The sequence below is a fragment of the Gordonibacter massiliensis (ex Traore et al. 2017) genome (assembly GCF_019731765.1).
Classification (GTDB): Bacteria; Actinomycetota; Coriobacteriia; order Coriobacteriales; family Eggerthellaceae; genus Gordonibacter; species Gordonibacter massiliensis.
Genome location: NZ_JAASIO010000015.1, coordinates 102459 through 110046, shown reverse-complemented (window position 1 = coordinate 110046; position 7588 = coordinate 102459). Strand labels below are relative to the sequence as shown.

At 65.9% G+C, this 7588-nt stretch carries 4 protein-coding genes; 1 reads left to right on the top strand and 3 read right to left on the bottom strand.

Features of this window, described 5'->3' with window-relative positions; translation table 11 throughout:
* Window positions 1-592: 592 nt before the first annotated feature.
* Window positions 593-1576 (top strand): substrate-binding periplasmic protein, encoded by a 984-nt coding sequence (locus tag HCH03_RS14440; RefSeq protein ID WP_221690059.1) that lies wholly within the window; start codon window positions 593-595, stop codon window positions 1574-1576.
* Window positions 1577-1933: 357 nt separating this feature from the next.
* Here the strand turns inward: HCH03_RS14440 and HCH03_RS14435 are convergent, their stop codons facing one another.
* The 3 genes from HCH03_RS14435 to HCH03_RS14425 all read right to left on the bottom strand — a co-directional run bounded on the left by HCH03_RS14435 (window position 1934) and on the right by HCH03_RS14425 (window position 7572).
* On the bottom strand, window positions 1934-2863 hold the full coding sequence (locus HCH03_RS14435; RefSeq protein ID WP_185906244.1) for a SufB/SufD family protein: 930 nt from the start codon (window positions 2861-2863) through the stop codon (window positions 1934-1936).
* Between the two features lie 54 nt (window positions 2864-2917).
* The gene (locus HCH03_RS14430; protein ID WP_080142637.1) at window positions 2918-3694 is read right to left on the bottom strand and encodes an ABC transporter ATP-binding protein; all 777 of its coding nucleotides are present in this window, start codon (window positions 3692-3694) and stop codon (window positions 2918-2920) included.
* A gap of 875 nt (window positions 3695-4569) precedes the next feature.
* Window positions 4570-7572, bottom strand: a complete 3003-nt coding sequence (locus tag HCH03_RS14425) for an insulinase family protein (RefSeq protein ID WP_221690058.1) — start codon at window positions 7570-7572, stop codon at window positions 4570-4572.
* Between the last annotated feature and the right edge of the window lie 16 nt (window positions 7573-7588).

Genomic DNA, 7588 nt, shown 5'->3' with positions numbered 1-7588 from the left:
AACGATTGTCGCCCAACCCACGATTTGCATAAAGGAGGCTTCACCGATTCTCATCGGTCATATTCTTTAACAGCGGAAGCCCTGCCATTCCGCATCAAACCTTCCGGGGCGGGCTGGGGCGCACGCTTGCGAGGCGGCTCGGCACGACATCGATCGCTTTCCTGTGGATGCGACCGCGCTCCGCTGCACGGGCGCCGCGCTCCTCCAATCTGCCATGCCTCGGTCTGGCAAGGGCGCGCGCGTTACCTTCGAACCTATTCGTGCGTTTATGCGGGCTGCGCTTCCGAGGGTTTTCCCTATCTGGTAAACTGAACGGTGCTTCTTTCGAGTCTGTAGTTGCGGGGCGTTTGCCCCAAGTCCATGGCAGATGCGGTCGAAAGGATCCACGTAAGTCGCACCGGCTCGACCGGTGGGCGATCATGGCGCATCCTAGAGGTAAGTCGCACCGCCCGGCTATTAACGCGGCATACGGCCGCGACGGGCGAGAGGGCACCCGGTGCAAGCTTGGGCCCCGGTGCGCGAGTGTGGGGGCAAAGACTAGGTCAGTCGAAAGGGGCGCTTTGAGAGAGAAACGGATGGAGGAACACCGGATATGAAGCGTATGAAGGCGCTCGCGTGCTGTGCGGCGGCGGCCTGTTTGGCGATGGTGCTGGCAGGGTGCTCGTCGCAGCAAAGTTACACCCCTCCCGAGAAGAGCCCGACCGTGTCGTCGCCGACCATCAGCAAGGCCGGCACGCTGCGCGTGGGAGTGAACGCGGGTTCTCCGCCGCTGGCCGGCTCGCCCTCCTCTTCGTCCAAGATCGTGGGCATCGACGTCGACGTGGCCGCCGCGCTCGCCGATGAGCTGGGCCTGAAGCTGGAGATCGTCGACGTGGGCACGGATCCCGAAGCCGCGCTCAAGGAGAGCAAGGTCGATATCGTCATGGGCGTCGGCTCCGAAACCGACGTGTCGTTCTGGAGATCCGCGGCGTACCTGCCCAAGGGCGTGGCGCTGTTCTCTACGACGTCGAACACGACGGTTCCCACGAAGGCGTCCGCTCCCAAGATTGCCGCCCAGGTGTCGTCCACGAGCTCTTGGCAGGTCACCAACGAGTTCGGCGAGGATGCGCTCGTGGCCGAGAACGACCTCAAGAGCGCGTTCTCCGACCTCGCTGCGGGCACCGTGCAGTACGTGGCGGCCGACGCCATCATCGGTATGTACGCCGCGCACGGCGGCGGGTACGACGCGCACATCGTGGCGCTCATGCAGCAGCCCGGCGGCTACTGCGTCGGGGTGCTCGACACGAACACCGAGCTGAAGCAGGCCGTGTCCGCCGCGGTCGAAACCCTCACGGGCGGCGGCATGGTGTCGGTCATCGAGATGAAGTGGCTCGGCGCGGCGCTCGACACGTCCACGCTGCCGCTCACGGCCGGCGCCTCGTCCACGAAGTCTAACGGCGCGAGTACCACGACCCAGCAGGGCAACGCGTCGGCGACGAGCAGCACAACCGATGGCGATGAGCCGGCCGCCGACGAGGACGAGGGCGACCCCGCCAGCAACGCCGGCCAGAACGCCGTGCAACCGCAGGCCGCATAACGATTCCGGTCAAGCAGCGGCAGGCCGCCTCGGTCTGCCGGGATCCGCAAGCGCCCGTCGCCGAGCAAGGCGACGGGCGCTTGTTTGTTCAGGGAGGGCGGTCCATTTCGGTCGATGCTTCGCTTGCTTGCGCCCTGCGTGCGCGGCCCAAAAGGGAAGGGATGTTTTAAGAACTCGTCTTCCGCTCCTTTTGGATTGGCGCAGGGGACAGCAAAAAGGCCCACCGCATTCGGAGTTGCCGAATCCGGTGATCGAGCGTGCTTTTGCACGCGAGGACAGACGGAAAAGCGGCAAGATCGAATACGAGGGACCTTCGTAGTGCCGGTCGTTCCGCTGGCTAGCACCAGCGGAACCAACTTAGTTCAGGAAGTCCTCCAGGATCTCCTGCTCGGCTTCTTCCTCGCTCAGGCCCAGCGTCATGAGCTTGATGATCTGGTCGCCGGCGATCTTGCCGATGGCGGCCTCGTGCACCAGCATGGCGTCCTCGCTGGCGGCCTCGATGCCGGGGATGGCCGTGACCTTGGCCTTGCCCATGATGATGGCGTCGCACTGCACATGCCCGCGACAGGCCGCCTCTCCGATGACGAGCGGGTTGAAGATCTGCTTGGAGTTGTCCTGGGCCACCGAGCGCGAGATAACCTGCACGCTGGAGTCGTCGCCCTTGAGCTCGATCTTCATGTTGGACGTGGCCACCTGGTCGTCGTGGGTCAGCAGCTTCTCGGTCAGCACGAGCTTCGCGTTCGCGCCCAGCTCGGCGTTCGTGTCGCGCACGGTGGACGACACGCCGCGCAGCTGGGTGAGCTCCATCTCGCAGTTCGCGTTCTCTTCCATGATGACGTTCGTCACGGGGTTCAGGATGCGCTCGCCGGTGCCGGCACCCTCGCCGTAGTGCTTCTCCACGTACTTCACGTGGGAGTTCTTGCCGCAGTAGAACGTGTGGATGCCGTCGTGCTCGGAGGCCTGGTGGCTCTCGTTGTGGATGCCGCAGCCGGCCACGATGGTCACGTCGCAATCGTCCTCGATGTAGAACGTGTTGTACACGACGTCCTTCAAACCCGCCTGCGTGACGATGACGGGGATGTACACCGTCTCGCCCTTCGTGCCGGCCTTGATGCGGATGTCGATGCCGGGGTTGTCCGTCTTCGTGGATATCTCGATGTTCGCCGAGGAGTGGCGCTCGACGAGCTGCCCGTCCTTGCGGATGTTGAAGGCGCCTTTCGGCATGCCGTGTATGTTCGCGATCTCGGCGAGCAGGCTCTCGTCGATGGGGGAAAGGTCAACGGCCATGATGGCCTCCTTTACAGGTTCGTGCGGTCCGCGCCCGACGGCGCGCCGTCGGGGTTAGCAGGTCGTGGGGATCTCGGTGAGGTGCAGCTCGGGCGGTTCGGTGAACGTACAGCCGGGGATGCCCTTCGCCACGAAGCCGAGCTTGGGCATGAGGTCGACGGGCTTGCCCGTCTCCACCACCTTGCCGTCGCGCAGAAGCACGATCTCGTCGGCCAGCTGGATGATGCGCTCCTGGTGCGAGATGATGACTATGGAGCGCCCGTCGCGCGCCTCGTGGATGTCGCGGAACGTCTCGGTCAGGCGGTCGAAGCTCCAGAGATCGATGCCGGCCTCGGGCTCGTCGTAGATGGCGAGCTTCGGGTCGCGCGCCAGGATGGTGGCGATCTCGATGCGCTTCACCTCGCCGCCGGACAGGTTTTTGTCCACCTCGCGGGTGAGGTAGTTCGCCGAGCACAGACCCACGCGGGCCAGGTACTCGTTGCACGAGAGCATGGGCAGCTTCTTGCCGGCCGCGATGTCCAGCAGCTTCTTCACCTTCATGCCCTTGAAACGGGCGGGCTGCTGGAAGCCGTAGCCGATGCCCTTCTTGGCGCGCTCGGATATGGACAGGTTCGTGATGTCCTCGCCGTCGAACAGGATCTGGCCGCTCGTGGGCTGCTCAACGCCCATGATGAGCTTGGCGAGGGTGGACTTGCCGCCGCCGTTCGGGCCCGTGATGACCGTGAAGCGGTCGTCGGGGATCGTGAGCGTGAGATCGTCGATGATGCGCTTCGTCTCCTGGGTGCCCTCTGACAGCGGCACTTCAAACGTGAGGTTCTTCAGTTCCAACATGGCAGGTGCTCTCCGTCTCTCCCTTTAATTGATACTCTATTACTACCATTTATGGCGCATGAGGTCAAGCGGCGACGGCCGCGAACCCCCTGAACGCGTGCCGCCCTCGGACCACCGGCTCGCTTGCGGCCGGTCGATCGCGAAGGTCGGGAAACCCCCTTATGCGCCGATTCGTTCCAACCGTTAATTCTAGCTCAATTGGCCGGTGCGGAAACCTGAATGTTCCTTTTGTTTGCAGAGAGGCGAGCGCCTAACGATAAAAAGCGTACAAATGTTTCACGTGAAACATCGTGCGAAACGAGCCGCCGCCGTGAACGGAAAAACGGTGCGGAAGGAACGAGCGAGAACGAACGTCGAGCATTGAACAGCGAGCGATTGAATAGGGAATTTGAAAAACGAGTGCCGTAAAACGAACGCAGAAAACGGACGCCGAAAAACGGGCGGCCGAAACGCGCAATCGAAAAAAGAGCGGCCGACTCTATGTTAAACCGCCATTGGCATTCCGCAAGCCGGCGCGTTGTCATCTGAGCGAGCGAAGCGAGTCGAAGGATCCCGTGCGGCGCCAGCCGGGCGCCTCCAGCTGGCGCCGCGCGGGATCCTTCGACTCTGGCGGCTCGCGCCGCCTCCGCTCAGGATGACAACCAGTTCGGGTGCATGTCGATGCTGGTTTAACACAGAGGCAGTCGAAAAACGAGTGGCGAAAAAGAGAGCGGCTTTCTGTAGCACAGCCCCCTCGCAGGCGCGCAGGTAACCCGTAGGGGCGCTCTCCAGAGCGCCCGTTCGCGCGCAGCGCGAAAACGGGCGGCGAAAAATAAACGCGCTCCAGCGCGGTGGCGTGCTGGAGCGCGTTTCGATGCGAGTTGCGGGCGGATGCGCTATTCGTTCAGCAGGTCCACCATGGCGAGGCCGGCTCGGGAGGCTTCGAGTATGTCCTTGCCGCCGAACGCGCACACGGCGCCGTGCGACACGGCGTCGGCCAGCGGAGCGCCCAACGCGCGCACGGCCTGCGGATCGGTGCCCACCATCTCCTCGCGGGTCTGTCGCCGCATCTCGGGCGTGCGGCCGCCGAAGAAGTCGCCGTCCTGGCGGCGCGCCAGCATGCGGGCCTTGAGCGGCGCGTCGAAGCCGGCCACCGTGCTCACCACGTAGCCCTCCATGGCCTCGGGCTCCGGCTCGAACGACGCCAGCCAGGCGGCGGAGTCGGCGAAGCGCGCGAGCGTCTCGTCCAGGTGCGGGTCGCGATAGGAGTAGAAGCGCAGGTTGCCCGTGCGCGTCGCGCCGAAGCCGGCACCGTAGGCGCCGCCCTTCACGCGCACCTCGTTCCAGAGGAAGTCGTAGGACAGGGCCCGCGCCGCCACCTGCCAGGCGCCCGTGTAGGGCGCGCCCGTGGCGCGCCGGTCGTAGCCCTGCGCCGCGTAGCACACGTCGGAGGGCACGACGAACGCCTCGTTGCGCACCACGGGCTCGGGCACGGCGAGCGGCCGTTCCGAGGAGCCCGCGCGGCCCGTGACGGCGCCGGCCTTCCAGAAGCGCTCGAAGTCCTCGTCGGCGCCCGTGAAGCTCACCGTGCAGCCGTCGTCCACGAACAGGCGCTCGGCCAGCTCCGCCAGGCGCTCGGCCAGCTCGCCCGCGCGCTCGTCGTAGTGGGCGAGCAGGTCCTTCAGGAAGCGGTAGAAGTCGACGCCTCCCAGCTGCTCGCGCAGCACGCCGGCGGGCAGGTAGTACGACGTCGCGCGCGCCATGGCGGCCGCGTGCCCCGCCGCGGCGAAGCTCTGCTCCATGCTTATGCGCCGCTGCTGCAGCACGTCTTTGATCTTGCCCGTATCCGAGAAGTCGGTTTCCAGCATGATCTCCAGCGGCAGCTCGCAGGTGGCCTCAACGTTCTCGGACAACGCGCTCGCGCTCGCAACGAACTTCGGCACCAGGTCGTGCGGGTCGTTCTCGCCCTCGTTGACCTCGGCGTAGAACGAGAGGTTGCCCAACCGCCCGTTCACCAGCGTGTCGATCTCGGCGGCCGTGTGCCGCGCGGTGCCCAGCTTGCCCAGCACGAGCCCCAGCACGCTCATGTACGGCAGCTCCTCGAAGCTCGCGCGGCTCAAATCGAAGTAACGGTAGGCGTACGCGATGCCGCGCGTGGCCACGCTGTGGCGCAGGCAGGGCACGGGCGTGCCGTCCACCAGCCCGTAGGAGGGCTCTTCGGGGGCGTCGTCGATGTCGGCCACGGACAGGCGCGGCAGGGTGGCCAGGGCCTCGGGGGAGTCGGGCTCGGTCTGCAGGCGGCGCAGCTCGGCCTCCTCGTCGGCCACGCGCGCGAAATCGCCCGGCCCCATGCCCGCCTCGGCGGCGCGCAGGCGCTCGGCCTCGTAGGCGTCCTCGCCGCCCTCCACGGGGCGCACTTCGGCCAGCGCCCAGTGGTCGCTCTCCAGGAACACGTCGACCAGCAGGCGCTCGAAGTAGCCGCTGCCCAGCTCGCGGCGCAGGAAGGCGAAGTCGTCCTCGTAGCGCAGGTAGGTCGTGGCCATCTCGTCGTCGTAGAGCCAGCCGGACAGCGCCGTCATGGAAAGCGCCACCCCGTCGGGAATGCCGAACTCGCGTTCGCGCATGACGAACTCGGCGCGCGAGATCGACGCCTCCACCAGCGTGCGGTCCACGCCCTGCTCCGCCACGGCGCGCAGCGCGTCCTCGAAGGCGCTGCGGAACCGTTCGGCGGCCCCGGGCTTCGAGCCTCGCAGCTGCACGACCGCGAACGGCTGCAGCAGCGAGTCGGCCAGGAACGCCTGCACGTCGTCGGCGAGGTCGGCGTCGAGCAGCGCCCGCTTCACGGGCGCTTCGTTGCTGCCCATGAGCGCGTCCAGCAAAATGTCCACCGCCACGATGCGCGTGCGCTCGGCGACGTCGCCTATGACGTAGCCCAAGCCCGCGCAGGCGTTCTCGGGAGCCGTGTCCATGACCTTCACCACGTCGGGGTTCGTCACGGGAGCCTGGGCTTCCAGCGCGTGGGGCTCAAGCGGCGGCTTTCCGGCCTTCGTGCGCTCCGCGTCGCGGGCCGCCTCCTCGTCCGACACGGGGGAGAGGTACTCCTCGTCCAAAAACGCCAGCATGCGGTCGAGATCCAAATCGCCGTAGAGCGTGATATAGCTGTTGTTCAGGCGGTAGTGGCGCGCGTGCTCGTCGAGGAACTGCTCGTAGGTGAGGTCGGGGATGGCGCGCGGCGTGCCGCCCGACTCGAAGCGGTAGGCCGTGTCGGGGAACAGCGCCGCTTGCAGCTCGTCGTAGAGCACGGAGTTCGGGTCGGACAACGCGCCTTTCATCTCGTTGTACACCACGCCGTTGAGCACGAGTTCGGCGGAGCCGTCCTGCGCCTCGGTGCTCGCCACCATCTCGCCCGCCACGGAATCGCCCTCGTCGGCCTCCGTGTCGGAGGCCAGCTCGTAGTGCCAGCCCTCCTGCTCGAAGATGGCGGGCTTGCGGTAGATGGCCGGGTGCAGCACGGCGTCCAGGTACACGTCCATGAGGTTGAGCAGGTCTTGCTCGTTGGTGCTGGCCACCGGGTACATGGTCTTGTCGGGGAACGTCATGGCGTTCAGGAACGTCTGCATGGAGCTCTTCAGCAAATCGACGAACGGCTCCTTCACGGGGAACTTGTCCGACCCGCACAGCACCGAGTGCTCCAGGATGTGGAACACGCCCGTGTCGTCGGCCGGCGGGGTTTTGAACGCGATGGAGAACGCCTTGTTGGCGTCGTCGTTCGCCAGGTAGAGCAGTCTCGCGCCGCTTTTCCGGTGCGCGAGCGTGTACGCCGTGCCGTCGATCTCGGGCAGGTCTTCGCGCGCGAGCACGGTGAACCCGTGCAGTCGGTCGTCTATTTCGAGTTCCATGGGAGGTCGCCTTTCG